The sequence below is a fragment of the Martelella sp. FLE1502 genome, from assembly GCF_053484255.1.
In genome coordinates this window covers 33,641-59,924 of record NZ_JBAKFQ010000030.1, presented here as the reverse complement: position 1 = coordinate 59,924, position 26,284 = coordinate 33,641, and the positions used below count along the sequence as shown (strand labels likewise).

Below are 26,284 nucleotides of genomic sequence, written 5' to 3'. Positions count from 1 at the left end.
CCCCCCCCCCCCCCCCCCCCCCCCCCCCCCCCCCCCCCCCCCCCCCCCCCCCCCCTCCGCCATCTGGCCGTGGCCAACATCGATTGCCGTGACGTGACGTGCCCCTCGTTCCAGCAGCACCTGGGTGAAACCGCCGGTCGAAGCGCCGATATCGAGCGCATGCGCGCCCTCGGGCGACAGCGCGAAATGATCGAGCGCCGCCGCAAGCTTCAGCGCGGCGCGGGAGACATAGCGTTCGGCCGGATCGTCAATCGCGATCTCGGCGTCCGGGCTGACCGTTGCGCCGGGCTTCGTCGCCCTCTTGCCGTTGACGGACACCGCCCCGCGCGCAATTGCGTCGCGGGCGCGCGAGCGGGTCTCGAAACGGTTGAGCGCGACCAGCAACTGGTCGAGGCGCATGGAGGGAGTGGTCATGGCCGCTCCATGGACGGTTTTTGTAGCAGGCGCAAGCGGTCAGCCGACCGTGCCGGTCGAAACGCCGTGGCGGCCAAGCGCGCGGAACACGGTTTGCACGATCCCGTCGCGGTCAAGCCCGGCCTTGGCATACATGTCCTCGGGCTTGGCCTGTTCCATCCAGATATCCGGCAGCACCATCTGGCGCACGCGTAGCCCATGGTCGAGCAGGCCCTCATTGGCCAGGAACTGGACCACATGGGCCCCGAAACCGCCGACCGCGCCTTCCTCGATCGTCACCAGCACCTCGTGATGGGCGGCGAGCTGGCGGATCAGGTCGTGATCGAGCGGCTTGGCGAAACGGGCATCGGCAACGGTGGTCGAAAGGCCAGCGGCGTTCAGAACCGTCGCTGCCTCGCGACATTCTCCCAACCTCGTGCCGAAGGACAGCAGCGCCACCTTGGAGCCCTCGGAAATGATGCGCCCCTTGCCGATTTCGAGAATCTCGCCGCGCTCCGGCAAGACCACGCCGGTGCCTTCGCCGCGCGGATAGCGGAACGAGATCGGGCCTTCATCGTAGGCTGCGGCGGTGCGCACCATGTGCATAAGCTCGGCCTCGTCACCGGCGGCCATCACCACGAAGCCGGGCAGGGTGGCAAGGTATGTCGTGTCGAAGGAGCCCGCATGGGTCGGCCCGTCAGCGCCAACGAAACCGGCGCGATCGATCGGAAAGCGCACGGGCAGGCCCTGGATCGCGACATCGTGGACCACCTGGTCGTAGCCGCGCTGCAGGAAGGTGGAATAAAGCGCGCAGAACGGCTTGATGCCTTCGCTCGCAAGACCGGCCGCAAAGGTCACCGCGTGCTGCTCGGCGATGCCGACATCGAAAATCCGGCTCGGATAGATTTCCTCGAACTTGTCGAGACCGGTGCCGGACGGCATGGCGGCGGTGATCGCCACCACGTCCTTGTCGTTGCGCGCTTCCTCGATCAGCGCCTTGGCGAACACGGAGGTGTAGCTCGGCGCGTTGGGCTTGGATTTCGCCTGATGGCCGGTGACGACATCGAAACGGCTGACGGCGTGACACTTGTCGGCGGCGGCTTCGGCGGGCGCATAGCCCTTGCCCTTCTGGGTCACGACATGGATCAGCACCGGGCCGCGGGCATTGTCGCGGGCGTTGCGCAGCACCGGCAGGAGATGATCGAAGGAATGACCGTCGATCGGGCCGATATGGTAGAAGCCAAGCTCCTCGAACATGGTGCCGCCGGTGACATAACCGCGGGCATGGCCAACGGCGCGCGAGATTGCGCTTTCGATCGACTTGCCGAGATAGGAGGTCAGCCGCTTGCCGAAATCGCGGACCTCGAGATAGGTCTTGCCGGAGGCGAGCCGCGCTAAATATGCGCTCATCGCCCCGGTCGGCCTTGCAATCGACATATCGTTGTCGTTGAGGATCACGATCTGGCGCGCGCCAAGCGCGCCGGCATTGTTGAGCGCCTCATAGGCCATGCCGGCGGACATCGCGCCGTCGCCGATCACGGAGATCACATTGCGGGGATGGTCCTGCAGCTTGGAGGCGACCGCCATGCCGAGTCCGGCGGAAATCGAGGTGGAGGAGTGGCCGGCGCCGAAGGGGTCGTATTCGCTTTCGGCGCGGCGGGTGAAGCCGGAAATGCCGTTTTCCTGGCGCAGCGTCCCCATCCGCTCACGCCGTCCCGTCAGGATCTTGTGGGGGTAGCACTGGTGGCCGACGTCGAAGATCAGCCGGTCGTCCGGCGTATTGAACACCTTGTGGATCGCGATCGTCAGCTCGACCACGCCGAGGCCTGCGCCAAGGTGACCGCCGGTGCGCGACACCGAGGAGATCATCTCCGCGCGCACTTCTTCGGCAAGCTGCGGCAGGTCGCGGTCGTGAACGTCACGAAGGTCTGCGGGCAGCTTGATCCGGTCGAGAATGGAGGTTTTTGACGGTAGCGTCACTGTGGAGCCTCATACGCCCTGAAAGACGTTGTTCCTGCCTGAAGCACCTGCGGCGCAAGCCGGAAATGCTTCCTGTCCTTGTTTTCGCGCGCCAGTGACCGGCAAACCGGCAACGGCTTTAGCGCGTCCTAAATCGTTTCTAGCGAATTTCAGCGTTCGGGCAAAGGAACAAATTCCTTCTCGTCTCCCGGCACCAGTCCGAACCGGCCCTGCCGCCAATCTTCCTTCGCCTGTTCTATCCGTTCCTTCGAGGAAGACACGAAATTCCACCAGATGTGGCGCGGCTTTTCCAGCGCCTCCCCACCAAAAAGCATGAGACGGCATCCGTGTTCCCCCGCTCCCTCGATCGTGATCGGGTCATTGGGGGCAAGCACCAGCAATTGCTCGGCATCGAAGGTATCGCCGGCAACGCCCAACCGGCCTTCCAGAATGTAGATCGCCCGTTCCTCGTGCTCTGCTGGAAACGAAAGCCGCGCGCCGGGGCGCAGCGCGATATCGGCGAGCAGCGTGTCGGTGAAGGTCTTCACATCGGCCTTCATGCCACAAAAATGGCCGAGCACGAGGCGACCGCTGACGCCGGTCTCCGAAATGGTTGGAAGTGCGTTCTTCTCGGTATGGCCGAATGTCGGGTCGATCTCCTCGTCCCGCTCCGGCAGGGCCAGCCAGGTCTGGACGCCGGACAGCGCGTGCGGGCGCAGGCGCAGGTCGTCGGGCGTGCGCTCGGAATGGACGATGCCGCGCCCCGCCGTCATCAGGTTGACGTCGCCCGGGCGGATGACGGTGTGGTTGCCCAGCGTGTCGCGATGGCCGATCTCGCCGGAGGTGAGATAGGTGACGGTGGAAAGCCCGATATGGGGATGCGGCTTGACGTCGAGCGCCTCGCCATGGCCGCCGAAACGGGCCGGGCCCATGCGGTCGAAGAAGATGAACGGGCCGACGAGCCGGCGCTTGATCGTCGGAAGCGCCCGGCGCACCTCAAAGCCGCCGATATCGCTGGTGCGCGGGATGATCAGCTGGGCAACGTCATTGCAGCTTTCGGCATCGCCGAATTCGGGGTCCTTGCCGGGAAAAAACGACATGTCCGATACTCCGGGCGCCGGTTCGCGCCGATCGTTATTGTGGGTCCAGCGGTTCCGTTCCTGCCGGTCTGCCGTCGCGATCGAGACGGATTTTCTCGACCCTGGCTTCCGCCGCGCTCAGCAGCTTTTCGCAGTGCTTCTTAAGGGCCTCGCCGCGCTCATAGATCTTGATCGATTCTTCCAGAGCGACGTCGCCGCGCTCCAGCCGAGCCACGATCGATTCGAGTTCCTCGACCGCGCGCTCGAAGCTGAGGCCGCTCACATCGGTCGGTTTCGTTGCTTCCGTCATGGTCTGGCCTCTCGAGTTTTCGCGCGCATTTCGTTTCGGCAAGGTAATGCGCCCCGGCGCGATTGCAAGTCAAGCATGGTCGTCTCCGCTAACCATCAGATAACCATATCATGGCGTTTGACTTGGAAAGGTTCTATAGAGTGCTGAGCTTTTCCGCATTGCAGCGCGGCTGCATTCTTGCGAATAGCCGGTGAAAACGTGCGTAACGGCGTTGCTTAGCGCCGGGAAGGTGTGGCCGATGGATGAACTTCATCCTGAAAGAACGGAACTTCGTGTTCCCTATCGCGATATCGACATGCATGGGCGCATGCACACCGCCGCCTATATCGAGCATGCAGAGGAAGCCCTTGCGCGGTTCTGGCAGTACCGTCCGGAGGTGGAGAACGAGCCCGCCTATGTCGTGCGCAAGGTCGGCTGCACCTTTTATCGCGGGCTGAAGAACGGCGAGACGGCGGATCTGGTGGTGCGCGCTGCCAAGATCGGCGGCAAGTCGATCGGCTTCAATGTCGCGGTGCAATCCGGCAATCACATCGCCGCCGAGGTTGAACTGCTGTGGACAGCCGTCAACCGCGTCAGCGGAGAACCCGCGCCCCTTCCGGAAGCGACGCGGGACTGGCTGTTTTCGTTTCTGGACTGAAGCGTTAACGGCTGATGCCGGCCCCGCGATCAGGCCTCGCTGGAGAGGCTTTTGGGCAGCAGCGGATAGCCGACCATCACCGCGCGCGCGGCGAGCGCCGCCAGCACCGCCTTGATGATATCGCCCGGGATGAAACCCATCGAGCCTGCGACTGCCGGGGAGATGCTCATGCCGATGCCATAGGCGAGCCAGGCGATGCCGAAGAAATAGACGACCACGATGCCGCCCGCGAAGGCCGCGACGAAGAAGCCGAAGGTCTGCCGCAGCGCATTCTCGGTCTCCGCCGCATATTCGGCAAGCGCGCCCGCGACATAGGCCGCCGGCAGCCAGCCGATCAGGAAGCCGGCCGTCGGCGCGGCGAAGCTGCCGAGGCCGCCGCGCCCGCCGGCAAGCACCGGAAGCCCGATCGCGACCAGCACGAACACCAGCAGAACGGCGGCCGCGCCGCGCCTGCGGCCAAGGATCAGACCGGCGAGCATGACGCCGAGGGTCTGCGCGGTGATCGGCACGGGAATGAAGGCAAGCGGAATGGCCGGCAGCAGGCCGAGCGCCACGATGATGGCCGCGAAAAGCGACACGAGAACCAGATCACGCGAGTTCATTTGACGTTCCTTCTGTCTTCGCCGCGAATGCCGCGGGCATCGATGGCATCGGCGATACTGTCGGCATCGCGCAGGGTCAAGATGATCAGCGGGACGATCGCGCCCCGCGGGCGAAACCGTATGCCCCGGGCCCTGTGGGCATCGCGGATCGCGCCGTAGCGGGAGAGAATATCCGGCACGAAGCGGATGACAAGCCCGACCGCAAGCCCGATATCGGCCGCGCGCACCAGCCCCGTCTTCTCCAGCGGCCGAGCGGCGCGCGTGATCGTGTCGATAAAGTCCGGCACGGGCGTGCTGGCGGTGATGGCGGCGGCGGCCAGCATCAGCGCGGAGAGCCGGAGAACCGAGGCCAACGCCTGTTCCCAAGGGTTGAAGATCAGGCTGAAACCGCCGACAAGCAGAACGGCGAGCGCCATCGGCACCAGCCGGGCCAGCGCCGGGCGCAGCCGGATCGGCAGGGTGAAATAGACGAATGCGGCTGCGGCGGCGAAACCGGCGAGCCCCCACAGGTTTGCGGTGAGAAAGACGGCGAGCGAAAAGGCGACCAGCCCGCCGAGCTTCACGCCCGGCGAGATGCGGTGGAGAATGCTGTCGGCTTCGACATAGAGCGATTGCATCAGCGGTTCATCGCCTCATATTGCGCGATCACGTCTTCCGGCGCGCCGTCTCCCGCAAGTCGGCCCTCATGAAACAGCAGCACCCGCTCGAAATCGCGCAGGATGGCCAGGTCGTGGGAGATGATGATGACATCCTCGTCAAGCGCCGCGATCGTCTCGGCGACGCGGCGGCGGTTCCTGAGGTCGAGCTGGTTGGTTGGCTCGTCGAGGATCACCAGCGAGGGCCGGGTGGCGAGCACGGCGGCAAGGGCCGCAAGCTGCAGTTCCCCGCCGGAAAGCTCATGGGCGCGGCGTCTGGCGAGGTGGGCGATGCCGAGCCGGGCGAGTGCCTCCTGCGCGCGTTCGGGCACTTCAGCCTTGGCAACGCCGCGCGCCTTCAGTCCCAGTTCGATATCGTCCTGAAGGATCGGCAGGATGATCTGGTTTTGCGGCGACTGGAACACGAAGCCCGCATCCGCCATCACCGCTTGCGTTTCGGCAACCGTATCACGGCCATTGACCGCGACGGCACCGGTCGTGGGCTTGGTCAGACCGTTGATCAGCCGCGCGAAGGTGGTCTTTCCGGAGCCGTTGAGGCCGATCACGCCGATCCTGCGGCCGGTCAGCGACAGCGTCAGCGGATGAAGCGCCACCCGGCCTTCATGCGTGACTCCGGCCTCAATGAATTCGATCTGCAATCTCGCCCCCGGACAAATTTCCCTCTTATAGGCATGAAAGTCCGGTTCCGGAAGGGCCGTTCCCGTTGCTGCACAGGTTGCCGGGACGCCGTGTCAGGGCGGCGCGGATCGGATGTTCTTATTTTGTCCGAATCGCATTAGGCTCGCGCCATGACCATCACGATCTCCAACGCCGATGCCCGGCGCATCTTTCTCGCCCGTCAGGGCCTGTCCGCGCCGCCCGGCAGGGCGATGGACAAGGCCGGGCTTCTTGACCTGATCGAGGCGATCGGCTTCGTGCAGGTGGATTCGATCCGCACGGTCGAGCGCGCCCATGACCTGATCCTGTTTTCGCGCAACCAGACCTTTCGCCGCGAGCATCTGACGGCGCTTCTGGAGCGGGACAGGGCGCTGTTCGAGCACTGGACCCATGACGCCTCCATTATTCCGATGCGGTTCTATCCCTATTGGAAGCACCGCTTCCGCCGCGAGGAAGAGCGGCTGCAGGAGCGCTGGCGCAAATGGCACGGGGACGACTTTGCCGCCGCGTTCGAGCACACCTATGAACAGGTGCGGGCGAACGGTCCGATCTTTGCGCGCGCGCTGAAGCAGGAGGATCACGTTTCCGGCGGCTGGTGGAACTGGCATCCCGCCAAGACCGCGCTGGAATATCACTGGCGCACCGGCCATTTCGCGATCTGCCACAGGCATAATTTCCAGAAGGCCTATGATCTGGCCGAACGAGTGATCCCGGATCACTATCGTCTTGCCGAAGTCGATCACACGGAATTTGTCGATTGGGCCTGCCGCGCCGCGCTCACCCGTCTCGGCTTCGCGACCTCCGGCGAGATCGCCGCCTTTTTCGCGGTCGTCACGCCGCAGGAGGCGAAGGCCTGGGTGGATGCCAATGCGGATCGGCTTCTCGAGGTGCGGGTCGAAACCGTCGACGGCGGCAGGCCACGCGCGGCGGTGGCGCTTGCCGACGAGATGCCGACCATTTTCGATGTGCCGGAGCCGCCCTCACGGGTGCGCGTCCTGAGCCCGTTCGATCCGTTGCTGCGCGACCGGGCGCGGGCGGAGCGGCTGTTCGGCTTTTTCTATCGCATCGAGGTCTTCGTGCCGGAGCCGAAGCGGCAATATGGCTATTACGTCTTTCCCCTGATCGAGGGCGACCGCCTGATCGGACGGATCGACATGAAGGCCGACCGCAAGCGGAGCTCGCTCGATGTCCGCAGGCTGTGGCTGGAGCCGGGTGTGCGGCCATCCGCCGGGCGCTTTGAAAAACTCGACGCCGAGCTTGCGCGCCTCGCCCGTTTCACCGGTGTGGACGCGGTCGCGTACCTGCCGGGCTGGCGGGGCGAGGCTATATAATCACCGGGAGGCCCCAAGCCGAGGCGACTGAGGGATTCCTGTCGGCAGGATCATATTGACCACGCCGGTCTCTTGCGCTCCAGCCTTTAAATGAGCGCTCCGCGCCTTTTGATGCTCAGGCCGGAGAGAGCCTGGAAAGCCGTGCGTAATAAGCCTCCAGCCGTTCTCCGAGCGGCACCTGATAGCGAGGTTGCCAGCCGAGCAGGTAATAGGCGGCCGCGTCCGGCAGGGTGAAGCGCTCGCCCATCAGAAAGGTCTGGTCGCCGAGTTCCCGTTCGAGCTGCGCCAGCCCTTTCTCGACCATTTGCCGGCCCGTCGCCTTGATCTCTTCCTGCGCCTCGGCGGAGGTAGCGAAGGCCGATGGCCGCATCACCAGCGCGGTGCCGCGCATGTGAAGCGAGGAGACGATGAAATCGAGCAGTTCCAGCGCCCTTGCCTCGCCATCGGTGTCTTGCGGCAGCAGTTCGGCCGCGGGATATTTTCGCGCGAGCCAGAAGGCAATCGCTGGAAACTCCGTCAGCAGCCTGCCGTCGTCGCGCAGGAGCGCGGGAACCTTGCCCTTTGGGTTGATCGCCAGATAGTCGGGCTGGCGCTGCTCGCCCGTCCGCACATTGATCTCGTGGATCTCGTAGGGTTGGCCGATCCTGTCGAGCAGCAGCCGAATACCCTCGGAACAGGCGCCGGGCGCGTGGAACAGCTTCATGGATATCTCCCGAAAGGCTCAGTGATCGTGATGATCATGGCTGCAATATTCGTGATGCACCGGCGGCTTGCCAAGGCTTTCGCGCATATCCTTCATCTCCTCGAAGAAGGGAATGGGCACGCGGGTGGGCCGGACCGGCGCATTGTCGAAATCGTCATAGAGCGTTCGCAGCGTCACGACAACGCGTTCGGCATCGTTCCAGTCGCGATATTCGCCGAGATCGATCTTGTAGGCCGCATCGAGATAGTCGACGCCCTGCTCGTAGAACGGGCGGGCCTTCTCGGTGATGTCGAGCAGGTAGTCGCGCATCTTGCGCACGTCGTCCTTGGTGGAAAGCGGACCGTGGCCGGCGACGATGATCTCGACATCCATTTCCAGCACCATGTTGCAGACATTGATCCAGCGGGCGATCGGCCCGTACCAGGCGATCGGCGTGCCGGCGGAAAACAGGATGTCGCCGGTGTAAAGCACCTTGTCCTCCGGCACATAGATCAGCGCGTCGCCGAGCGAATGCGACGGGCCGACCTCGATCAGCTCCACGGTCTTGTTGCCGACCTTGATGGTCATGCGATCCTTGAAGGTCTCGGTTGGCGGCGTCAGTTCGATGCCGGAAAAGTCGAACGGGCGGAAGCATTCGGCCATGAATTCGCCAGCGCGGCCGAACTGCGTCGGGTCGTTTTGCACCGCGAGCAGCACCTTGGGATCGAAGCGGTTGAAATCGCTGACCGTTCCCTCGGTGCCGATGATGCGGGCACCCTTGACGAGCTGGTTGCCGAAGGTGTGGTCGCCATCGGCATGGGTGTTGACCAGGACGCCGATCTTTTCCGACGCCGGCACGGCGTTGCGCATCTCGGCCAGCATGTCGCCGGTGCATTTCAGGTCGAACAGCGTGTCGACGAGCAGGGTTGCTTCGCCATCGGCGATCAGCCCGGCATTGGACCAGCCCCATGAACCGTCCGGCACCAGATAGCCCCAGCAGCCATTGCCGAGATCGTGCAGTCCCTTGGTGTATTTCCATTTGGTCATAGGTCTTCTCCCTAAAGTAATGCGGTGGCGATGGCCGGGAAGGCGAATACGAGCGCGAGCACGAACAGCATCATCAGCGCGAAGGGGGCCGCGCCGCGGAAGATCTGCCCGAGCGTGATGTCGCTTTCCGGGCCGAGCGTTGATTTGATGACGTAGACGGCGATGCCGAAGGGCGGCGTCAGAAGGCCGATCTCGACGGCGAGGATCGCGATCACGCCGAGCCAGATCAGGTCGACGCCGAGCCCGTTGAGGATCGGAACCGCGATCGGCAGCACCAGAAGCATGATCGAGGAACTGTCTAGAATGGTGCCGAGCAGCACCATGACGACCACCATGGCGAGCACCACGCCCTCGGTCGAAAACCCGGCTTCCAGCACCGTGCGGCCGAGCCAGCCCGGCATGCCCGTGAAGGCGAGCATGCGCGAATAGAGGCTGGCGCCGATGATCAGGAAACAGATCGAGGCGGTGGTATGGCCGGTTTGGACCAGAACCTGCCAGAAATCACGCCAGGACAGACGGCGCTTGACGATCGCGATGATAAGCGCGCCGGCAGCGCCCGCGCCACCGGCTTCCGTCGGCGTGAACAGACCGCCATAGATGCCGCCAAGGACCAGCGCCACAAGAGCTGCGATCGGCAAAAGCTTGGCGGCGATCTCGCCCCAGCCCATATGCGGGGCGTCGAATTCCTGCGCCGCCTGACCGCCGACGAAGCCCGGCTTCAGATGCGCCATGGCGACGATGCCGATGCTGTAGGTGACCGCCAGGAGCAGGCCGGGCAGCACGCCGGCGATGAACAGCGAGCCGACAGATTGCTCCGTCAGAATGCCGTAGAGTATGAACAGCAGCGATGGCGGGATCAGCATGCCGAGCACCGAGGAGCCGGCCACCACGCCGACCGAGAATTCCGGCGTGTAGCCCCGGGCGCGCATCTCCGGCACCGCGACCTTGGTGAAGACGGCAGCGGATGCGATCGAGATGCCGGTGATCGCCGCGAACACGGCGTTGGCAGCGACGGTCGCGACCCCGAGCCCGCCGCGAATGCGCCGGAACGCCTGCTGCGCGACGTCGAACGTGTCGCGCCCCATGCCGGAGATCGAGACCACCAACCCCATCAGCACGAACAGCGGCACCACGCCGAACAACTGGTCGGTGATCGAATCCTTGAAGGCGACGACCAGCATGTTGGCGGCAAGATCGAAATTGTCCTTCAGCACCCACACGCCGATGAAGCTGACGAGGATCAGCGCGATCGCGACATGCAGCCCGGCATAGATCAGCACCAGCATCAAGGCGACCGAGCCGAGCGCGATTTCCACGCCGCTCATACGTCTTCTCCCCGAAGCGCTGCGAGCGAGTTCGCCAGGAACTGCAGGATGGTCGCCGCCATGCCGATGCTCATCAGCCCGTAAAGCGGCCATGTCGGTATCTGGAAGAATCCTGGATTGCCCATGAAATGCCGTTCCGGCCTGTCCCAGGCACTGAGAAACGACGGCAGGAAGTGCCAGAGAGCGATCGCCAGAATGGCAGCGCCGGCGAGATTGTAGAGCGCCAGCAGAAAGCCTTTCAGCCGTGGGCTGTGGCGCTCGGCGACGATCAGCAGCAGATCGGACCGGGTCAGCGAGCCGCTGCGCAGCGTGTGGGCGAGCTGCAGGAACACGATGCCGACGATGGAAAAGGCCACCATTTCCGCAACGCCGGCGATCGGCGCGTTGAAGACGCCGCGCATGATGATGTCGGCGCAGATCAGCAGCATAAGGCCGAGGATCCAGACCGAGCCAAGGGCATTGAGCCCGGCGACAACGGGGCCAAGCAGCAGGCCCGGCCGGCCGCGTGCATTTGCCATGATTTTCTCCAGATTGGTCTTCGGACAGCCCGGCAATGAAGGCCGGGCCGCGCGGGATTATTCGGCGAGATAGTCGCGCGGGAAGGTGAAGCCGTCTTCGGCAAGCGTATCGCGGTAGATTTCCAGCATCTCGTCCACCGGTTCGCCGCGGGCGAGCGCTGCATCGCGCCATGCCGTCACGGGGTTGTCCATGCCGTCGATCCAGGCCTGGCGTTCGGCGGGCTCCATCTTGATCTCCTCGCCGCCGCCCTCGATCATGGTCTTTTCATTCGCCGCGTATTTTGCCGCCTGCTCCTCGAAGAAGGCTTTGGAATAGGCTTCCGCGCCCTTGCGGAAGGCGTCCTTGGTGTCGTCGGAGAACTCGTCCCAGAGCCGTTTGGCAACGCCGAGGCCGCCGATATACATCGCGCCGAAATCAGTGCGGTTCCAGTAGGGCGCGACCTCGTAGATGCGGGCCGGCACATTGGCCGTCATCCAGCCGATATTGCCGTCGTAAACGCCGGTCGAGATGTCGTTGTAAAAGGTGACATAGCTGCCCTGAACGCCGACCGCGCCGGTGGAATTCAGCCAGGCAAGGTTCGGCCCGGCGCCGCCGATGCGCATGCCGTCCATGTCCGCGCGGGTCTTGATCGGGCGCTTGGCGGCGATGTTGTAGCCGTCGATCGCCACGCCGCCACCGATATAGACGACGCCGGTTTCCTCCGTGAGCTGGTCGATCAGGCCCTCGGTGCTGTAAAGCGCGTCCTCAACCGCCGATGTGACCATTTCCGGGTCGATCGGGCCGAAGGGCATGGCGTAGGTGATGTTGAGGATGCCCATGCCGGCGGGATCGAACACGCCGGATGCCATCGCGACATCGGCAATGCCGGTTTCAAGCGCTTCCGCCTCGGAGCCGAGCTTCATCAGCGTGCCGCCATAGGCCTCGGTCCATTCAACTTGCACATCGCCTTTTTCGGCAAGCGCGGCATTGACCGTGGGAATGAAGGTCTCGTGCATGTGCTTGACCCAGAGAAACACCTCCGGATGGCCGGATGCGATGGTGAGACGCAGCGTCTCCTGCGCCATCGCCGGCGAGAGAGCGGCAAGCGCGACGCCGCTTGTAAGCGCAAGTGTGGTGATAATTCGGTTCATGAAATCCTCCCTGATTGCCACCGTTGCCGGTGCCTCCAAAAAAAAGGATAATGGCACTTGAACAACTGTTCAAGCTTTTTTATTGTTTGTTCAACTCAAGTCGGGAAAGCATAGTGGAAGAGCCAAAAACGCAAGAAAAACAAGGCGCGACGTCGAAGGAGAAGATTCTTTCGGCGGGCGAGGCCGTGTTCGGCAATTACGGATATGACGCGACGACGGTGCGCAAGATCGCCGCCCGCGCCGATGTGCCGGTGGCGCTGATCAACTATCATTTCGGCTCCAAGGAAGGGCTTTACCGCGCCATATTCGAAACCCGCTCGCCGGCAATCCGCGGCCAGCGCGTGGTCGGGCTTCAGCTCGCCCGTTCGGAACCGGATTGGGACAGGCGTGTGGAGCTTGTGGTCAAGGCGCTGATCGTGCCGATGTTCGGCCTGCGCGACGACGCCAATGACGGCGCCTTCGGCCGCATTCTGGCGCGCGAGCTTTCCGATCCGAGCTCGGAGGGGCGGGGGATTTTCCGCGAGACCTTCGATCCGGTGGCCGAGATGATGCTCGACGCGCTTGCGGAATGTTTTCCGGACTGGACCAAGGCCGAGGTGAACTGGGCCTACCAGACCATGCTCGGCGCGATGATGATCGTGATGATGGACAATGGCCGCATCGCCCGGCTTTCCGGGGGCACGGCGAACTCGGCCGACACCTCTGCGGCGGCCACCCATATCGTGGCGATGCTTACGGCCGGCCTGAAGCACCGTGACCGGAGCCAGACAGCCAATAGCTAACTCATGTTTTCTTGGGAGGAAATTCGATGAAACTGGTGACTTATGATCGCGGCGATGGCGTCGGCCGCCCCGGTGTGCTTCTCGGCGATGGCGATCGCATCCTCGATCTTGCTGCTGCCACCGATGGGGCTATCGCCTCGATCCAGGGGCTGATCGAGGGCGGTGACGCGGCACTCGAACGCGCCCGGCAGGCGGAGTCCTCTGCCGCGAACGGCCATATGCTGGAACGGAGCGCCGTGCGACTGATGGCGCCGATCGAACCGCCGATCCAGATGCGCGACTGCCTGTGCTTCGAGACCCATCTGAAGCAGGCCTTCCAGCAGGCCCGCAAGTTGCGCGCCAGGCAGTTCGACAACCCCGAAGAGGCCGAGGCGGAGATGGCCCGCAAGGGCATATTGTCGGTGCCGGAAACCTTCTACGAGCAGCCGATCTACTACAAGGCCAACCGCTTCTCCGTCGTCGGCCACGAAACCGATGTGATCTGGCCGCGCTATTCCAAATTCATGGATTTCGAGCTGGAGTTCGGGATCTATATCGGCAAGACCGCCAAGGACGTGAGGGCGGCCGATGCCCGTCCCTATATCTTCGGCTACACGATCTTCAACGATTTCACCGCCCGCGATGCCCAGACCGCCGAAATGGGCGGCCAGCTTGGCCCCGCCAAGGGCAAGGATTTCGACACCGCCAACCCGATGGGCCCGTGCCTGGTGACGGCGGACGAGTTCGGCAATCCCAATGACAAGACCATGATCTGCCGCGTCAATGGCGAGGAGTGGGGACGAGGCAATACCGGCACGATGTTCTGGAGCTTCGAACAGGTGATCGAGCACGTCTCGGCCTCCGAGACGCTGCGCCCCGGCGAGTTTATGGGCTCGGGCACCGTCGGAAACGGCTGCGGGCTGGAGCATATGCGCTTCCTGTCGCCCGGCGATGTCGTCGAGCTCGAGGTCGAGGGCATCGGCATCCTGCGCAACCGGCTGGTCAAGGTCGACTGACATGGCGCGCATCATCGGTTGGGGCCATACGCCCTTCGGAAGGCTAGCCGAAACGCTGCCCGAACTCGTGGTTGCCGCCGGGCGGGAGGCGCTGGAGCATTCCGGCGTTCCCGCTTCGGAAATCGGCGGCATCTGGCTCGGGCACTTCAATTCCGGCATGGTCGGCGACGCCTTCGCTTCCTCGCTGGCGCTCGATATCGATCCCGATCTGCGTTTCACGCCCGCGACCCGGCTTGAAAACGCCTGCGCCTCCGGCTCGGCGGCGCTCTGGGGCGCGATCGACGCAGTTGAGGCGGGCAGGGTGGATGCGGCGCTGGTGATCGGTGTGGAGAAGATGACCCATCTGACCACGCCGGAAGTGACCGCCGGGCTTGCCGGCGCGTCCGACCAGAGGGAGGAGGCCGGCGTCTCCTTCCCCGAAATCTTTGCCCGCTTCGCGCGGGCCTATGCCGCCGCCTATGGCGACAGGACCGATGCGCTGGCCCGGATCGCGGTCAAGAACCACGCCAATGCCATGGCGAACCCGTTGGCGCAGATGCACAAGCCGCTCGATTTCGATTTCTGCCGGCAGGTTTCCAATCGCAATCCGATGATCGCCGATCCGCTGAAGGTCACCGATTGTTCGCTGATTTCCGATGGCGCGGCCGCACTCGTGGTCACCCGCGACGAGGCGGCGCGGGGTGCTGCGAGGGCGGTTGCCATCCGGTCGCGCTCCCAGGTCAGCGATTTCCTGCCGATGTCGCGGCGCTCGGCGACGGAACTGACGGGTGCCGCCCGCGCGATCCGACAGGCGATGGAGGCGGCCGGGCTCGACATTCGCGATATCGACGTCGCGGAAGTGCATGACTGCTTCACCATCGCCGAACTGATGATCTATGAGGCGATGGGGCTTGCCGCGCCCGGCGAGGGCCACCGGGCGATCGAGGAAGGCTGGGTCGCGCGGGACGGCATCCTCCCCGTCAATCTCTCCGGCGGGCTGAAGGCCAAGGGCCACCCGGTCGGCGCCACCGGCGTTTCAATGCATGTCATGGCCGCAAGGCAGGTTCTGGGCGAGGCGGGCGAGATGCAGCGCGCCGGCGCGGAGCGCGCGCTGGTTTTCAACATGGGCGGTTCCGGCGTCGCCAATTACGCCTCGGTGCTGGAGGCGGCGGCGACATGAATATCGCGCACTGGCTTGACCGCGCGGCGAAGCGCTGGCCGGAAGCGCCCGCCTTGCTCGTCGGCAACGAAACGGTGACGGATTATGCCGCGTTCAATGCGCGCGCCGGCGGTTTCGCGCGCTGGCTCGTTGAGGAAGCGGGCGTCGCGCCGGGCGATCGGGTCGTGCTGTTCATGAAGAGCTGTCCGGAATATCTGATCGCGTTGTTCGGCATCTGGAAGGCGGGAGCGGCCGCGGTGCCGGTCAACGCCAAGCTCCATCCGAAAGAGGCGAACTGGATCATCGAAAATTCCGGCGCGCGGCTGGCGCTGGTCTCGGAAAGCCTTGCTGCGGGGATCGAGGCTCCGGCGATGCTGACCGTGCCGGGCGAGATATTTGCCCGCGCAACGCAGATGCAGCCGATGACGACGGAGGAGCGCGGGCCCGGCGAGCTGGCATGGCTGTTCTACACCTCCGGCACCACCGGCAGGCCCAAGGGCGTGATCATAACCCACGCCATGCTCGCCGACATGTCGCTCAGCTATCTCGCCGATGTCGATGACGTGACCCGCAGGGACGCAGCACTCTATGCCGCGCCGATGAGCCACGGCGCGGGGCTCTACGCGCTGGTTCACGTGCTGCGCGGCGCGGGCCATATCTGTCCGCCCTCTGGCGGCTATGATGAAGATGAGTTTCTGGCAATCGCCGCCGCCCATGGCTCCGTCAGCGCGTTTCTGGCACCGACCATGGTCCACCGGCTGACCCACGCCGCCCGCGCATCCGGCAGCCGGGGCGAGGGACTGCGCACGGTGGTCTATGGCGGCGGGCCGATGTATCGCGCCGATATCGAAGCGGCGCTCGATCATTTCGGTCCGAAATTCGTGCAGATCTACGGCCAGGGCGAATGCCCGATGGGCATCACCGCGCTCTCTCGCGCCGAGATCGCCGACCGGGATCATCCCGATTGGCCGATGCGGATCACATCGGTCGGACGGGCGCAATCGGTGGTAACGGTGCAAATCCTGCGCGATGACGGCACGCCCGCCGCGCCGGGCGAGATCGGCGAGATCGTGGTGCAGGGCGCGCTCGTCATGCCCGGCTACTGGAACGCGCCGGAGGCAAGCGCGGAAGCCCTTGTCGGTGGCTGGCTCAGAACCGGGGATCGCGGCGCGCTGTCGGCCGATGGCTACGTCACCATGCATGACCGCTCCAAGGACGTGATCATCTCCGGCGGCACCAATATCTATCCGCGCGAGGTCGAGGAGGCGCTGCTGACCCACCCAGCGGTGGACGAGGTTGCGGTGATCGGCCGGCCCTCCGCCGAATGGGGCGAGGACGTCGTGGCCTTCGTGGTGACCGGGCCGGGCGCGGCCTGCGGCGAGGCGGAACTCGATGCTCACTGCCTCGCCTCGATCGCCCGCTTCAAGAGCCCGAAGGCCTATCGTTTCCTCGAAGCGCTGCCGAAGAATGCCTATGGCAAGGTTCTGAAAACCGAGCTGCGGCTGCGGGAGAGCGGGCAGGGCTGACGATCAGGGCTGCCTGGTCTCCTGGCGGCGCGACCCCTCTCAGCCCTTGCGGGCCGCATCGATTGCCGCGACGTCGATCTTGCGCATCTGCATCATCGCCTCGAAAGCCCGCTTCGCCTCATCGCCGCCTGCCGCCAGCGCCTCCATTAGCGTGCGCGGCGTGATCTGCCAGGAGAGGCCCCATCTGTCCTTGCACCAGCCGCAGGCGCTTTCCTCGCCGCCATTGCCCACGATCGCGTTCCAATAGCGATCGGTCTCCGCCTGGTCCTCGGTCGATATCTGAAACGAGAAGGCCTCGCTGTGGCTGAAGGCCGATCCACCATTGAGCCCGAGACAGGGAATGCCGCAGACGGTGAACTCGACAGTGAGCACGTCGCCCTTCTTGCCGGAGGGATAGTCGCCCGGCGCGCGATTGACCCGCGTCACCGCGCTGTCGGGAAACACCTCAGCATAAAACCGCGCGGCTGCCTCGGCGTCCTTGTCGTACCAAATGCAGATCGTGTTCTTGTGCAATGTTCTTCCTCCCTTGTTTAAATAGGTTGATATCATCCTATTGAGAGATTGCCGAAATGCAAGTCCCATGGCAATACTGCTGTTGACGAAATTCGGTGGCGCGGGGGACAGCGACATGCAGGCCGGTATTTTTCGTATTCTCTTCATTCTGACGATTGTTTTTCAGGCCGGCGCAGCATGGTCAAACTGGCTGGATTATCGCGAGGAACACGCGATCGTGCCCTATGGCGAGGTCAAGGGCTGGCGGGTCTATGCCATCGATCATTCGATGTCGGGCTTTCTTGGTTGCGGCGCGGTGAAGACCGAGTCTGCCGGGCCGCTGGTGCTCGAAAATTATCAGGATAACTGGCAACTGGTCGTGCCGACGGGGCGCAGCGATGCGGACCGTTATGACGGCGCGCTGATTTCCTTTGACGACCGCGATATCGACTCGCAGTTCGGCTTCGAGGGTGGACACGCGGTGTCCCATCTCACCCGGGACGAGATCGGCTTTCTGATGCAGGCGTCGTCGCTGACGGTCGCGATCAACGGTGAAAAACCGCTCCGCTTCAATCTTTCCGGCTCCGCCGCCGCCGTGCTGAAGATCCGGGAATGTGTCGACCGTCAAGGCGCGTTGCCTTCCACCGGCGCGATGCCGACCGCTGCGGACGACGAGACAATCTATGTGCCCTCGGTCGAAGCCTGTCTCGGCGGCATCGCCACGGAAACGACGGGCGACAAGCGCAAGATCCGGTTCACCGCCGCTCGCTCGCTCGATTTCCCCTTCGATCTCTACTGGATCGATTTCGACGGCAAACGGCAGCCCTACGCCCGTCTCGCCCCCGGCCAGTCGATCGACATGGAAACCTATCTCGGCCATCAATGGGTCGCGGAACTGGACAAGGATGCCTGCGCCTATGCCGAGATCACGCCCGGCCTAAAGACCGTGATCTTCAAATACGAGGATTTTTGAGGCGTTTCTTCGGAACCCGGTCTCTTTCACCTGACGCTTTTGGCCGCGCATTTCCGACGCATGAAAATAGTCTGGACACGATTAGACCACTGGTCTAATCGTGTCCAGACTGAAGACGGCTCTCGCGGATCGCAGGGGTCATGGAGTTCAGACCCGCCAGTTGCCGAATGCGTAACGCCCGCCGTGACGGCGCCGTCGCCCGCTGTAGCGCCATCGTAAAAGGACAAATCGAATGTCATCCTCCCGCTTCGTCATCACCGCGCTTTTGATTGCATCCGCCTTGAATCTGGCGCTTATGGTGCCCGGAGGCTTTGTTGAAACGCGCGATTTCAGCGCGTATCCAGCCATCGTGCTGGGCGCGTTCAATATCTTTCTGACAGTGCTCGGCCTGGGGAGCCTCGTGCTTGCCTATATCGTCGCGAAAACCGGCAGAGGCTTCGGCTGGGCCGGGCTTGCCGGTCTCGCCTTCATTGCCGTCTATGTGCTCGATCTGGGCCGGATTTTTCCCGTGACGCCCAATCCCATGTCAACGCTTCTGTCGACACTGGAGTGGATCGGCACTGGCCTGGGGGCTGCGCTGACGATCTCATCGATCGTGCTTCGCGGCGCAGGAAACGCCACAAACTCTCCCAGGACAGGGCTTCCCATGCCAGTCATTCTGGGCCTTATACTCATTGCGCTGATTATCGTGGCATTTGCAACCAAGTCCGCCATGGGCGTTTAGAATACCGCACAATCGATCGGCATCGCCCCGTCGCTCTGGACAGGCGGTTCCCGGCGCGTCGGGGGCAGAATTCCGGACCTACATTAGGGCGGGGACGGGCTATTTGAAACAAAGAGAAAATGGCGCGCCCGACAGGATTCGAACCTGTGACCTTTGGAATCGGAATCCAACACTCTATCCAGCTGAGCTACGGGCGCTTCGGGCAGGCGGTGGCCGCCTGCGCGGATTGTTTAACCCAGCTTGCGGGCGGCATCAATCGCAAAAGTCGCACGATGTCAAAAACGATGCCGATCGAGGGTGTGCAGGAGAGGGTAGGCCCGGGTGACGCGCCTGTTAGACCAAAGGATAAGGCGCCTCCGCTTCGGTCTCGTTTTTGCGCAGCCGGGCGGGCTGGAAATTCAACGGCTTAGATAATGTGCCGACTGCAAATATAGCAGAATTGGTATATCAGCTTCGTTGATCTCAATTTGACACTGGCATCGTTCTGATAACACCCTTCCCTCGCGATCTGCGTTTTGCAACCGCACGGGTTGCGAAGGGGAGGACCTGAGCGCCGGCACACCGGCCGAGGCGCGGAGCGAACAGATATTCGCGAATTGGGAGAGAGATATGAAATTGTTAGTTTCCGCATTTGCCGTTGCGGCAGTGACGGTTGCGTCGTTTGCCGTGCCGAGCTTTGCGCAGGACAAGGGCACGATCGGGATCGCGATGCCGACCAAATCCTCGGCGCGCTGGATTTCCGACGGGCAGTCCATGGTCGAGCAGTTCCAGGAGGCGGGCTACGACACCGACCTGCAATATGCAGAGGATAATATTCCCAACCAGCTGTCACAGATCGAAAACATGATCACCAAGGGCGTCGACGCGCTGGTGATTGCCTCGATCGACGGCACCACGCTTTCCAACGCGCTGGCAAATGCCGCCGCCTCGGGCATTCCGGTGGTCGCCTATGACCGGCTGATCCGCGAGAGCCCGGATGTCGACTATTACGCCACCTTCGACAATTTCCAGGTTGGGGTGCTGCAGGCCGAGAGCCTTGTCGATGGTCTGGAACAGCGTTTCCCCGACACCAAGCCCTGGAATGTCGAGCTGTTCGGCGGTTCGCCGGACGACAACAACGCCTATTTCTTCTATGACGGCGCGATGTCGGTGCTGCAGCCGCTGATCGATTCCGGCGATATCGTGATCCCGTCGGGCCAGATGGGTATGAACCAGGTCGGCACGCTGCGCTGGGACGGCGCCGAGGCGCAGGCCCGCATGGACAACCTTCTGTCCGCCAACTACACCGACAAGCAGGTTCATGGCGTGCTGTCGCCCTATGACGGGCTGTCGATCGGCATCCTGTCCTCGCTGAAGGGCGTGGGCTATGGCACCGGCGACCAGCAGATGCCGATCGTGACCGGCCAGGATGCCGAAATCCCCTCGGTCAAGTCGATCATCGCCGACGAGCAGTATTCGACGGTGTTCAAGGATACCCGCGAGCTTGCCCGCGTGACCGTCGGCATGGTGGATGCCCTTCTTCAGGGCGGCGAGCCGGAAATCAACGACACCGAGACCTATGACAATGGCGTCAAGGTGGTCCCGTCCTATCTGCTGTCGCCGGTCTCGATCGACGCCTCCAACTGGGAGGAAATCCTGGTCGACCAGAGCGGCTACTACACCCTTGACCAGCTCAAGTAATCACCACAAGGGCGGGCGTTGCGGCGCCCGCCCTTTCCGGTGCGAAGGATTTTTCTTCGTTCCGTTTTGACTTACGTGCCTCAATGTTCCCCGGCGTCTGTCCGGGGCCGGGGCGAAGTTCCTCCGCAAGGGCGGAGGCGCATTTATGAGATGGGCCATATCGGCCTTCAACGGGAGAGAGACATGAGAAAGATTATCTCCATTTTCGCAGCCGCCTCTGTCGCGGCAATTTCTGTCGCCGCGCCGGCGCTTGCCGCCGACAAGGGCTATGTCGGCATCGCCATGCCGACCAAGGGCCTTGACCGCTGGAACAAGGACGGCGCGTCCATGGTCGAGCAGTTCGAGGCCGCCGGCTACAAGACCGACCTGCAATACGCCGAAAACGAAATTCCTCAGCAGCTTTCGCAGATCGAAAACATGATCACCAAGGGCGTCACCGTTCTGGTGATCGCGGCGATCGACGGCGGCTCGCTCACCGGGCCGCTGGCCAATGCGGCCGCCGCCGACATTCCGGTGATCGCCTATGACCGGCTGATCCTCAACACGCCGGATGTCGATTATTACGCGACCTTCGACAATTACAAGGTCGGCGTCTTGCAGGGTAACAGCCTCGTGGAGGGCTTGAAGGAGCGTTTCCCCGACACAAAACCCTGGAATGTCGAGCTTTTCGGCGGGTCCCCGGACGATAACAACGCCTATTTCTTCTATAACGGCGCGATGTCCGTGCTCCAGCCGCTGATCGATTCCGGCGATATCGTGATCCCGTCGGGTCAGATGGGCATGGACAAGATCGGCACGCTGAACTGGTCGAACGCAGCCGCCCAGGCGCGCATGGATAACCTGCTCTCGGCCTATTACACCGACAAGCCGCTGCACGGCGTCTATGCCTCCAACGACGATCTCGCCATGGGCTCGATCTCGTCGCTGAAGGGCATCGGCTACGGCTCCGGCGACATGAAGATGCCGATCATCACCGGTCAGGATTCCAACCTGCCCAACGTCAAGGCGATCATCGACGGCGACCAGTATTCCTCGATCTTCAAGGATACCCGCAAGCTTGCCGGCGTCACTGTCGGCATGGTGGAAGCGATCGGCGAGGGCAAGGAGCCGGAAGTCAACGACACCAGCACCTACAATAACGGCGAGAAGGACGTGCCGTCCTACCTGCTGGAGCCCGTGATCGTGACCCAGGACAACTGGAAGCAGATCCTGGTCGATGACAGCGGCTACTACACCATGCAGCAGATCGAGAATTGAGGTCTGAGGTGAGGTCAATGGGCCCGTCGCCGGCATTTCCGGCGGCGGGCTGACGCACGCGAGCCCCAGGGGCATGTAACGCGTCGACGGAATGGGTGGCGCTTGAGGCGCGATCCGGTGCCAAACGGTGACAGGTGTCATGACAACATTGCTCGAAATGCGAAAGATCACGAAGACCTTTCCCGGCGTGAAGGCGTTGAGCGACGTCGACCTGAAGGTCGAGGAAGGCGAGATCCACGCGCTGGTCGGGGAGAACGGCGCGGGCAAATCCACGCTGATGAAAGTGCTTTCCGGGGTCTATCCCCACGGCTCCTATGAGGGCGAAATCTACTATGCCGGCGAACTGGCGACCTTTTCCGGCATTGCCGACAGCGAAAAGAAGGGCGTCATTATCATCCACCAGGAGCTGGCGCTGGTGCCGCAATTGTCGATTGCGGAGAATATCTTCCTGGGCAACGAGGTGTCGCGGGCCGGCGTGATCGACTGGCCGGAAACCTTCGACCGCACCGAAAAACTGCTCCGCAAGGTCGGGCTGAAGGACCCGCCGGCGACGCTGGTGGAGAAGATCGGCGTTGGCAAGCAGCAGCTTGTCGAGATCGCCAAGGCGCTGTCCAAGGATGTCCGCCTTCTCATTCTCGACGAGCCGACGGCCGCGCTTTCGGAATCCGACAGCGCCAAGCTTCTCAAGCTGCTTCTGGACCTGAAAAAGCAGGGCATCACCTCGATTCTGATCTCGCACAAGCTGAACGAGGTCGAGCAGGTCGCCGATAACATCACGGTGCTGCGCGATGGTTCGTCGGTTGCCGATATTGATTGCGCCGCGGAAGAAGTGAGCGAGGCCAGGATCATCCAGGCCATGGTCGGCCGGACCATGGAAAACCGCTATCCCGACCGCGAGCGCAAGTTCGGCGAGGAGCTGATGGCGGTGAAGGACTGGACCGTCTGGCACCCCGAGCAGGCCGACCGCAAGGTGATCAAGAACGTCGCCTTCAATGTGCGCGCCGGCGAGATCGTCGGCATTGCCGGCGTGATGGGGGCAGGGCGCACCGAGCTTGCGATGAGCATTTTCGGCCACAGCTACGGCCGCAATATCTCCGGCGAGGTCTGGCTCGGCGGCGAGAAGGTGGACGTCTCGACCGTGCCGAAGGCCATCCATGCGGGCCTTGCCTATGTAACCGAGGACCGCAAGGGGCTGGGGCTGATCCTGGATGAGCCGATCACCCGCAATGTGACGCTCGCCCATCTTGGCGGGGTTTCCAAATATGGCGTGCTGAATACCGCCGAGGAAACCAAAACCTCCGAACATTATCGCAAGGCCATGAACATCCGCACGCCGACAGTGGCCCAGCGCGTCGTCAACCTTTCGGGCGGCAACCAGCAGAAGGTGGTGCTGTCGAAATGGCTGTTCACCCAGCCCGACGTGCTGATCCTGGATGAGCCGACGCGCGGCATCGATGTCGGCGCGAAATACGAGATCTACACGCTGATGAACGAGCTTGCGGCCGAAGGCCGGGGCGTCGTGATGATCTCATCGGAAATGCCGGAACTGCTCGGCATGTGCGACCGCATTTATATCATGAACGAGGGGGCATTGGTGGGCGAACTGAGCGCCGCGGAGGCGAGCCAGGAACGCATCATGTCCTTCATTGTCAGGAAATGAGAGAGCGATGAATACACCCGAGGAAACCGCCGCGGACGAGCACAAGCCCTCGATCCGCTCCTATCTGACACTCAGGATGCGCGATTACGGCATCCTGCTCGCCTTGATCGTCATCATCGCGTTTTTCCAGATCGTCACCGACGGCGTGCTGATGCGACCGGTCAACATCACCAACCTGTTTCTGCAGAACTCCTATGTGATCATCATGGCGCTCGGCATGCTGATGATCATCGTGGCCGGGCATATCGATCTCTCGGTCGGCTCTATCGTGGGCTTCATCGGCGCGCTTGCGGCGGTGATGATTGTCCACTGGCAGGTGCCGGTCGTGGTCGCCTTCTTTGCCTGCATCTTCGCAGGCATGCTGATCGGGGCGTGGCAGGGATACTGGGTCGCCTATTGGCGCATCCCGTCCTTCATCGTCACGCTCGCCGGCATGCTGATCTTCCGCGGGTTGTCGCTCTGGATCCTCAACGGCCAGTCGGTCGGGCCGTTCCCGGGATCGTTCCAGCTGCTGTCGACCGGTTTCGTGCCCGATCTCTTCGGCGTCGGCCGGCCGAACATGACAGCGCTTGTGGCCGGCATCATCGCCGCTGGCGCGATCGTCTATCTCGCCTGGCGGTCGCGGGCCCGCAACGTCGCCTACGGCATCGAGGATGAGCCGCTGTCCTTCTTCCTGGGCCGCAACATCATCGTCGCCGGCGTGCTTGTGTTCGTGTCCTGGAAACTCGCCTCGTTCCGCGGTCTGCCGAACGTGCTGATCTCGATGGCGATCCTGACGGTGATCTACACCTTCATCACCGAAAGCACGACCTTCGGGCGCAGGGTCTATGCCATCGGTGGCAACGAGAAGGCGGCGGCCCTTTCAGGCATCAATACCAAGCGGCTGAACTTCATCGTGTTCGTGAACATGGGCATGCTGGCAGCACTTGCCGGTCTCGTGTTCGCCGCTCGCCTCAACATCGCCACGCCCAAGGCCGGCAACGGTTTCGAGCTTGATGTGATCGCGGCGGTGTTCATCGGCGGCGCATCGATGTCGGGCGGGGTCGGCAAAATCGTCGGCGCTGTGGTCGGCGCTTTCATCATGGGCATCATGAACAACGGCATGTCGATCATGGGCATCGGCATCGATTACCAGCAGGTGATCAAGGGCCTGGTGCTGCTCGCCGCCGTCGTCTTCGACGTCTACAACAAGAACAAGGCCTGAATTCTCCGAGGAAGGCAGGGCGATCTCGCCCTGCCGCTCCGGCCGCGAAGCCTGGACTCGACACGAAAAACCCCGGCACATCGGGGGATGATGTGCCGGGGCACGGGGCGCACCCCCTTTTTTCCAGACTGCCGGACGAGCCGGCACCTTGGCGCGTCTGGATAGGGCATTAACGCGTCATCTCGCAAAATGGATCAAAAGAAAAGTAAAAAATTTAACAATTGGGGTCCAGCGCCCCAATATTCGGGTTCTTGTGACCATGCCGAACGGCAGCGCCCGACAAGCGCAGCCTCCTTTGAAATAGGGCGCTGGCGTCGGGCGTCTACCTGAAAGACGAATGCGGATTTGCGTTTCCGCCGTCCGGCAAGGTCAAAAAACCTCGCGCGGCTGGATCATCGGCCGGTTGGTCTGAACCGCCCGATGATCTCCGGGAAATGGATGGCGTAAAGCCAGGGACCGATGATTTCAGGCCCGTGCGTCGACCGCGGCCTTTTCCGGGATCGACGGCTGGGCGCCGGGCTTCAGGCAGGCGAGCGCGCCCGCGACAGCGGCGCGGTGCGCGGCCTCCGCGAATGGCAGCCCCTGATCGAGCCCGCTTGCGAAATAGCCGCAGAAGGTGTCGCCGGCACCGACGGTATCGACCGGGTCGATCTTCAGCGCGTCGATGCGGTGGAAGTCGCCCTCATGCATGGCAACCACGCCCTCGGCCCCGAGCGTGATCACGATGGTCTGGCCGGTTTCGTCATGGCGGGTTTTCAGCATCGCGATCCGCCCCTCGCTGCCGAGCTCTTCAGCCCCGACGAGCCGCTCGAACTCGGTCTCATTGGCAATCACGATATCGGCGAGCGCGCCGAGCTCGGCCGCTTCCGGCGTCAGCGGCGCGGTGTTGAGGATCGTACGGATGCCTTTCTCGCGGGCACCCTTTAGCGCAACGCGGATGGCATTGGCCGGAATTTCGAGCTGCAGCACCAATATGTCGTCTGCCGCCATTCCCGCCACGACAGCCTCGGCATCTGCCTCGGTGACCTCGCCATTGGCCGCGGCATTGATGACGATGACGTTTTCGCCGTCGCCGCCGACAAGGATCATCGCCGTGCCGGTGGGGCCATCGGTGGTTTTCACGGCTGAAAGGTCGACGCCGGCCTCGGCAAGAAGGGCGGTTGCGGCGGATGCGAACTCGTCATTGCCGACGGCGCCTGCCATGGCCACGGCGGAGCCCGCGCGGCGCGCGGCAAGCGCCTGGTTTGCGCCCTTGCCGCCTTGAGCCGTGGCAAAGGAGGTTCCCGCCACGGTTTCGCCCGGCTTCGGCAGGCGCGGCGTGGTGGCGATGAGATCCATATTGATGGAACCGAAAACCGTGATCATGGCAGTACTCCCGTCAGCCTCGCCTGGTCTACGCGAAGCCTTCCGCCGGAAGGCGAGGCCGTCTTTCACGCCTCGCCGGTCCGGCACACTCAAACATCGCATCCAGTCGGCCTATTGCGAAACCGGCCGCCGGTGCTCTCTCTTGCGCTTTTATTGCGCGC

General features: G+C 63.2%; 25 protein-coding genes, 1 tRNA gene and 1 pseudogene. 12 read left to right on the top strand and 15 right to left on the bottom strand.

The window, feature by feature from the left end:
* The 4 genes and pseudogenes from V6767_RS19725 to V6767_RS19710 form a co-directional block, all read right to left on the bottom strand.
* Positions 1 to 423: pseudogene (locus V6767_RS19725) on the bottom strand (SAM-dependent methyltransferase); the annotation flags it as partial.
* Between the two features lie 30 nt (positions 424 to 453).
* Complete coding sequence (gene dxs / locus V6767_RS19720; RefSeq protein ID WP_448475019.1) at positions 454 to 2,373, bottom strand: 1-deoxy-D-xylulose-5-phosphate synthase; 1,920 nt, start codon at positions 2,371 to 2,373, stop codon at positions 454 to 456.
* 149 nt (positions 2,374 to 2,522) lie between these two features.
* Positions 2,523 to 3,452 carry a pirin family protein gene (locus V6767_RS19715; protein WP_448475018.1) on the bottom strand — a complete coding sequence of 310 codons (930 nt, stop codon included), beginning with the start codon at positions 3,450 to 3,452 and terminating at the stop codon, positions 2,523 to 2,525.
* Between the two features lie 34 nt (positions 3,453 to 3,486).
* The gene (locus tag V6767_RS19710; RefSeq protein ID WP_448470589.1) at positions 3,487 to 3,741 is read right to left on the bottom strand and encodes an exodeoxyribonuclease VII small subunit; all 255 of its coding nucleotides are present in this window, start codon (positions 3,739 to 3,741) and stop codon (positions 3,487 to 3,489) included.
* A 238-nt stretch (positions 3,742 to 3,979) separates the two neighbouring features.
* Between V6767_RS19710 and V6767_RS19705 the strand changes: the two genes are divergently transcribed.
* Complete coding sequence (locus V6767_RS19705; protein WP_448475017.1) at positions 3,980 to 4,378, top strand: acyl-CoA thioesterase; 399 nt, start codon at positions 3,980 to 3,982, stop codon at positions 4,376 to 4,378.
* 29 nt (positions 4,379 to 4,407) lie between these two features.
* Here the strand turns inward: V6767_RS19705 and V6767_RS19700 are convergent, their stop codons facing one another.
* Genes V6767_RS19700 through V6767_RS19690 form a run of 3 tightly spaced genes read right to left on the bottom strand, consistent with a single transcriptional unit; the run spans position 4,408 to position 6,274 of the window.
* Complete coding sequence (locus V6767_RS19700) at positions 4,408 to 4,980, bottom strand: biotin transporter BioY (RefSeq protein ID WP_448475016.1); 573 nt, start codon at positions 4,978 to 4,980, stop codon at positions 4,408 to 4,410.
* Entirely contained in the window at positions 4,977 to 5,597 is a 621-nt protein-coding gene (locus V6767_RS19695; RefSeq protein ID WP_448475015.1) for an energy-coupling factor transporter transmembrane component T family protein, read from the bottom strand. Before V6767_RS19695 ends, V6767_RS19700 begins: the two co-directional genes overlap by 4 nt.
* Entirely contained in the window at positions 5,597 to 6,274 is a 678-nt protein-coding gene (locus V6767_RS19690; protein ID WP_448475014.1) for an energy-coupling factor ABC transporter ATP-binding protein, read from the bottom strand. Before V6767_RS19690 ends, V6767_RS19695 begins: the two co-directional genes overlap by 1 nt.
* A 150-nt stretch (positions 6,275 to 6,424) precedes the next feature.
* On the opposite strand from V6767_RS19690, the gene V6767_RS19685 reads away from it, so the two are divergent.
* Positions 6,425 to 7,624 carry a winged helix-turn-helix domain-containing protein gene (locus tag V6767_RS19685; RefSeq protein WP_448475013.1) on the top strand — a complete coding sequence of 400 codons (1,200 nt, stop codon included), beginning with the start codon at positions 6,425 to 6,427 and terminating at the stop codon, positions 7,622 to 7,624.
* A 115-nt stretch (positions 7,625 to 7,739) separates the two neighbouring features.
* Here V6767_RS19685 and V6767_RS19680 read toward each other — a convergent pair whose 3' ends face one another.
* Genes V6767_RS19680 through V6767_RS19660 form a run of 5 tightly spaced genes read right to left on the bottom strand, consistent with a single transcriptional unit; the run spans position 7,740 to position 12,327 of the window.
* Positions 7,740 to 8,327 carry a glutathione S-transferase family protein gene (locus V6767_RS19680; RefSeq protein WP_448475012.1) on the bottom strand — a complete coding sequence of 196 codons (588 nt, stop codon included), beginning with the start codon at positions 8,325 to 8,327 and terminating at the stop codon, positions 7,740 to 7,742.
* 18 nt (positions 8,328 to 8,345) lie between these two features.
* Positions 8,346 to 9,353, bottom strand: coding sequence for an MBL fold metallo-hydrolase (locus tag V6767_RS19675; RefSeq protein WP_448475011.1), 1,008 nt, complete (start codon positions 9,351 to 9,353; stop codon positions 8,346 to 8,348).
* A gap of 11 nt (positions 9,354 to 9,364) precedes the next feature.
* Positions 9,365 to 10,678, bottom strand: coding sequence for a TRAP transporter large permease (locus V6767_RS19670; protein ID WP_448475010.1), 1,314 nt, complete (start codon positions 10,676 to 10,678; stop codon positions 9,365 to 9,367).
* The gene (locus V6767_RS19665) at positions 10,675 to 11,196 is read right to left on the bottom strand and encodes a TRAP transporter small permease subunit (protein WP_448475009.1); all 522 of its coding nucleotides are present in this window, start codon (positions 11,194 to 11,196) and stop codon (positions 10,675 to 10,677) included. The genes V6767_RS19670 and V6767_RS19665 overlap by 4 nt, the downstream gene beginning before the upstream one ends.
* Positions 11,197 to 11,253: 57 nt before the next feature.
* Positions 11,254 to 12,327 carry a C4-dicarboxylate TRAP transporter substrate-binding protein gene (locus V6767_RS19660; RefSeq protein WP_448475008.1) on the bottom strand — a complete coding sequence of 358 codons (1,074 nt, stop codon included), beginning with the start codon at positions 12,325 to 12,327 and terminating at the stop codon, positions 11,254 to 11,256.
* 113 nt (positions 12,328 to 12,440) lie between these two features.
* Between V6767_RS19660 and V6767_RS19655 the strand changes: the two genes are divergently transcribed.
* Genes V6767_RS19655 through V6767_RS19640 form a run of 4 tightly spaced genes read left to right on the top strand, consistent with a single transcriptional unit; the run spans position 12,441 to position 16,768 of the window.
* Positions 12,441 to 13,109, top strand: a complete 669-nt coding sequence (locus V6767_RS19655; RefSeq protein ID WP_448475007.1) for a TetR/AcrR family transcriptional regulator — start codon at positions 12,441 to 12,443, stop codon at positions 13,107 to 13,109.
* Between the two features lie 26 nt (positions 13,110 to 13,135).
* Positions 13,136 to 14,104, top strand: coding sequence for a fumarylacetoacetate hydrolase family protein (locus tag V6767_RS19650; protein ID WP_448475006.1), 969 nt, complete (start codon positions 13,136 to 13,138; stop codon positions 14,102 to 14,104).
* Between the two features lies 1 nt (position 14,105).
* Positions 14,106 to 15,263 carry a thiolase domain-containing protein gene (locus V6767_RS19645; RefSeq protein WP_448475005.1) on the top strand — a complete coding sequence of 386 codons (1,158 nt, stop codon included), beginning with the start codon at positions 14,106 to 14,108 and terminating at the stop codon, positions 15,261 to 15,263.
* Positions 15,260 to 16,768, top strand: coding sequence for an AMP-binding protein (locus V6767_RS19640; RefSeq protein ID WP_448475004.1), 1,509 nt, complete (start codon positions 15,260 to 15,262; stop codon positions 16,766 to 16,768). The genes V6767_RS19645 and V6767_RS19640 overlap by 4 nt, the downstream gene beginning before the upstream one ends.
* Before the next feature lie 39 nt (positions 16,769 to 16,807).
* Here V6767_RS19640 and V6767_RS19635 read toward each other — a convergent pair whose 3' ends face one another.
* Positions 16,808 to 17,281 carry a VOC family protein gene (locus tag V6767_RS19635; protein ID WP_448475003.1) on the bottom strand — a complete coding sequence of 158 codons (474 nt, stop codon included), beginning with the start codon at positions 17,279 to 17,281 and terminating at the stop codon, positions 16,808 to 16,810.
* A gap of 67 nt (positions 17,282 to 17,348) precedes the next feature.
* Here V6767_RS19635 and V6767_RS19630 point away from each other — a divergent pair, with 67 nt between their 5' ends.
* Together V6767_RS19630 and V6767_RS19625 are read left to right on the top strand one after the other, a co-directional pair.
* Complete coding sequence (locus V6767_RS19630) at positions 17,349 to 18,233, top strand: VHL beta domain-containing protein (RefSeq protein ID WP_448475002.1); 885 nt, start codon at positions 17,349 to 17,351, stop codon at positions 18,231 to 18,233.
* A 232-nt stretch (positions 18,234 to 18,465) separates the two neighbouring features.
* Positions 18,466 to 18,957, top strand: coding sequence for a hypothetical protein (locus V6767_RS19625; RefSeq protein ID WP_448475001.1), 492 nt, complete (start codon positions 18,466 to 18,468; stop codon positions 18,955 to 18,957).
* Positions 18,958 to 19,077: 120 nt separating this feature from the next.
* On the opposite strand, the gene V6767_RS19620 is transcribed toward V6767_RS19625, so the two are convergent.
* A tRNA-Arg gene (locus tag V6767_RS19620) sits at positions 19,078 to 19,154 on the bottom strand.
* A 412-nt stretch (positions 19,155 to 19,566) separates the two neighbouring features.
* On the opposite strand from V6767_RS19620, the gene chvE (V6767_RS19615) reads away from it, so the two are divergent.
* The 4 genes from chvE (V6767_RS19615) to mmsB all read left to right on the top strand — a co-directional run bounded on the left by chvE (V6767_RS19615) (position 19,567) and on the right by mmsB (position 24,758).
* Entirely contained in the window at positions 19,567 to 20,637 is a 1,071-nt protein-coding gene (gene chvE / locus V6767_RS19615; RefSeq protein WP_448470551.1) for a multiple monosaccharide ABC transporter substrate-binding protein, read from the top strand.
* 183 nt (positions 20,638 to 20,820) lie between these two features.
* Positions 20,821 to 21,894, top strand: a complete 1,074-nt coding sequence (chvE, locus tag V6767_RS19610) for a multiple monosaccharide ABC transporter substrate-binding protein (RefSeq protein WP_448431309.1) — start codon at positions 20,821 to 20,823, stop codon at positions 21,892 to 21,894.
* 139 nt (positions 21,895 to 22,033) lie between these two features.
* Entirely contained in the window at positions 22,034 to 23,554 is a 1,521-nt protein-coding gene (mmsA, locus tag V6767_RS19605; RefSeq protein WP_448475000.1) for a multiple monosaccharide ABC transporter ATP-binding protein, read from the top strand.
* Positions 23,555 to 23,561: 7 nt separating this feature from the next.
* Positions 23,562 to 24,758 carry a multiple monosaccharide ABC transporter permease gene (gene mmsB, locus V6767_RS19600; protein ID WP_448474999.1) on the top strand — a complete coding sequence of 399 codons (1,197 nt, stop codon included), beginning with the start codon at positions 23,562 to 23,564 and terminating at the stop codon, positions 24,756 to 24,758.
* Between the two features lie 465 nt (positions 24,759 to 25,223).
* Here the strand turns inward: mmsB and V6767_RS19595 are convergent, their stop codons facing one another.
* Positions 25,224 to 26,123, bottom strand: a complete 900-nt coding sequence (locus V6767_RS19595; RefSeq protein WP_448474998.1) for a ribokinase — start codon at positions 26,121 to 26,123, stop codon at positions 25,224 to 25,226.
* Positions 26,124 to 26,284: the final 161 nt, after the last annotated feature.

Bases quoted from the DNA above. Each gene is read 5' to 3' on its own strand.
- V6767_RS19625 (WP_448475001.1), top strand. From the start codon at position 18,466: ATGTCATCCTCCCGCTTCGTCATCACCGCGCTTTTGATTGCATCCGCC.
- V6767_RS19685 (WP_448475013.1), top strand. From the start codon at position 6,425: ATGACCATCACGATCTCCAACGCCGATGCCCGGCGCATCTTTCTCGCC.
- V6767_RS19665 (WP_448475009.1), bottom strand. From the start codon at position 11,196: ATGGCAAATGCACGCGGCCGGCCGGGCCTGCTGCTTGGCCCCGTTGTC.
- V6767_RS19710 (WP_448470589.1), bottom strand. From the start codon at position 3,741: ATGACGGAAGCAACGAAACCGACCGATGTGAGCGGCCTCAGCTTCGAG.
- V6767_RS19715 (WP_448475018.1), bottom strand. From the start codon at position 3,452: ATGTCGTTTTTTCCCGGCAAGGACCCCGAATTCGGCGATGCCGAAAGC.
- chvE (WP_448470551.1), top strand. From the start codon at position 19,567: ATGAAATTGTTAGTTTCCGCATTTGCCGTTGCGGCAGTGACGGTTGCG.
- V6767_RS19630 (WP_448475002.1), top strand. From the start codon at position 17,349: ATGGCAATACTGCTGTTGACGAAATTCGGTGGCGCGGGGGACAGCGAC.
- V6767_RS19595 (WP_448474998.1), bottom strand. From the start codon at position 26,123: ATGATCACGGTTTTCGGTTCCATCAATATGGATCTCATCGCCACCACG.
- mmsB (WP_448474999.1), top strand. From the start codon at position 23,562: ATGAATACACCCGAGGAAACCGCCGCGGACGAGCACAAGCCCTCGATC.
- V6767_RS19650 (WP_448475006.1), top strand. From the start codon at position 13,136: ATGAAACTGGTGACTTATGATCGCGGCGATGGCGTCGGCCGCCCCGGT.
- chvE (WP_448431309.1), top strand. From the start codon at position 20,821: ATGAGAAAGATTATCTCCATTTTCGCAGCCGCCTCTGTCGCGGCAATT.
- V6767_RS19695 (WP_448475015.1), bottom strand. From the start codon at position 5,597: ATGCAATCGCTCTATGTCGAAGCCGACAGCATTCTCCACCGCATCTCG.
- V6767_RS19645 (WP_448475005.1), top strand. From the start codon at position 14,106: ATGGCGCGCATCATCGGTTGGGGCCATACGCCCTTCGGAAGGCTAGCC.
- V6767_RS19675 (WP_448475011.1), bottom strand. From the start codon at position 9,353: ATGACCAAATGGAAATACACCAAGGGACTGCACGATCTCGGCAATGGC.
- mmsA (WP_448475000.1), top strand. From the start codon at position 22,034: ATGACAACATTGCTCGAAATGCGAAAGATCACGAAGACCTTTCCCGGC.
- V6767_RS19670 (WP_448475010.1), bottom strand. From the start codon at position 10,678: ATGAGCGGCGTGGAAATCGCGCTCGGCTCGGTCGCCTTGATGCTGGTG.
- V6767_RS19640 (WP_448475004.1), top strand. From the start codon at position 15,260: ATGAATATCGCGCACTGGCTTGACCGCGCGGCGAAGCGCTGGCCGGAA.
- V6767_RS19705 (WP_448475017.1), top strand. From the start codon at position 3,980: ATGGATGAACTTCATCCTGAAAGAACGGAACTTCGTGTTCCCTATCGC.
- V6767_RS19660 (WP_448475008.1), bottom strand. From the start codon at position 12,327: ATGAACCGAATTATCACCACACTTGCGCTTACAAGCGGCGTCGCGCTT.
- V6767_RS19700 (WP_448475016.1), bottom strand. From the start codon at position 4,980: ATGAACTCGCGTGATCTGGTTCTCGTGTCGCTTTTCGCGGCCATCATC.
- V6767_RS19680 (WP_448475012.1), bottom strand. From the start codon at position 8,327: ATGAAGCTGTTCCACGCGCCCGGCGCCTGTTCCGAGGGTATTCGGCTG.